Raw genomic sequence first — 1711 nt, forward strand, 5'->3', positions numbered from 1 at the left:
GCCCGCCCTTCGCCGGGCGAGCCGTACGCGCGGGGCGCTTCGCCTGACGTGCGGTTTCGTGTGGATCAGGCGAGCCGCCGGATCGCTTCCGGACCGAGGTCGGCGATCGTCGGGTAGCCGTCCACCGCCATCAGCAGATCGGCCTCGGCGAGCAGCGAACGCACCACGTGCACGAGGCCGTCGACACCGCCGAGGGCGAGCCCGTAGGGGTAGGGGCGTCCGATGCCGACGGCCGTGGCGCCGAGCGCCAGCGCCTTGACGATGTCGGCGCCGGTGCGGACGCCGGAGTCGAACAGCACCGGCAGGCCATCGGCCGCCGCGACCACCTCCGGCAGATGTTCGATCGCGGGGATGCCGCCATTGGCTTGTCTGCCGCCGTGATTCGAGCAGTAGATGCCGTCGACGCCCGCGTCCTTGGCGCGCCGCGCGTCGTCGGGATGGCAGATACCCTTGAGGACGAGCGGCAGGTCGGTCAGCGATCGCAGCCATGCCAGGTCGTCCCAGGTCAACGCGTTGCCGAACAGCGAGATCCAGGTGAGGACGGCGGTTTTCGGATCCTGTTCGGGTGGGCTGGGCAGCAGGGCCCGGAAGACCGGATCGCTGAAGTAGTTGGCCAGGCAGTGGCCGCGCAGCTGGGGGAAGTTGGAGACCGTCAGATCGCGCGGGCGCCAGCCGGGCACCCAGGTGTCCAAAGTGACCACGATGGCCTTGAATCCCGCCGCTTCCGCCCGCTGGACGAGGCTCTGCGCGAGATCCCGATCGGTGGGGGTGTAGAGCTGGAACATCCCGGGGGTGTCGCCGAACTCGGCCGCCACGTCCTCGAGCGGATCGACGGTGAGGGTGGAGGCCACCATCGGGACGCCGGTGCGCGCCGCGGCCTTGGCGGTGGCGATGTCGCCGTGCCCGTCCTGGGCGCACAGCCCGATCACGCCGACCGGGGCCAGGAAGATCGGCGTCGGCAGCGTCATGCCGAACAGCTCGATCGAGAGGTCGCGCGTCTTGCTCGCGCGCAACATGCGCGGGATCAGGCCCAGTTTCTCGAAGGCCGTCACATTGGCCCGCTGGGTGAGCTCATCGCCGGCTCCGCCCGCGACGTACGACCAGATCCCCGGTGGCAGCGCCGCCCGGGCCTTGGCTTCCAGGTCGGCATACGTCATCGGGAAATCGGGCAGCACACCGCCGAGCCCTTGGAAGTAGATCTCGTTCTGGTAGTCGCCGAAGTTGGTCACGCTGCTCCTGTCCACGTCTCGATGCATGAATGTATCCGATACGTTCCTGTAGCGACGCGGCCACGCTTCCCCCTACTCCGGAGAAACCCGACTCGACCAGCCTGCGGTAAGCGCCGAGTGGCTCGCGCGGCACCAGCGGCTCGGGCGGTGGGGTTCAGCGCGGCGTCGACTGGCCGAGCGCGTCCGGGTCTTGCCGCTCGGCGGCGTAGGCCCGCCAGGACTTGGCCTCCGCGTGCTTGCCGAGCTGGTCGAGCAGATCGGCGAGTTCGGCGATGGCGCGCGGCTCGTGGCGGTCGGCGGCGGTGCGCCACCAGGATTCGGCCCCGACGGGATCGCCGCGCCGCAGCCGAACCATGCCGAGTTCGTAGGCGGCACCCGCGTGCCCGGCGGTTGATCCCGGCCACCCAGTCAGCCATCAGGTCGGTGCGGTAGCTGGTCAGCTGGGTCAGTCCGACCACGAGCTCATCAGGCATCACGACCTG

At 69.9% G+C, this 1711-nt stretch carries 2 protein-coding genes; both read right to left on the reverse strand.

Features of this window, described 5'->3' with window-relative positions:
* Nucleotides 1–65: 65 nt before the first annotated feature.
* Complete coding sequence (locus ACWEH3_RS36000; RefSeq protein WP_450026923.1) at nt 66–1229, reverse strand: lactate 2-monooxygenase; 1164 nt, start codon at nt 1227–1229, stop codon at nt 66–68.
* 154 nt (nt 1230–1383) lie between these two features.
* Complete coding sequence (locus ACWEH3_RS36005) at nt 1384–1584, reverse strand: hypothetical protein (RefSeq protein ID WP_450026925.1); 201 nt, start codon at nt 1582–1584, stop codon at nt 1384–1386.
* Between the last annotated feature and the right edge of the window lie 127 nt (nt 1585–1711).

The sequence above is a fragment of the Nocardia sp. NPDC004718 genome, from assembly GCF_053601535.1.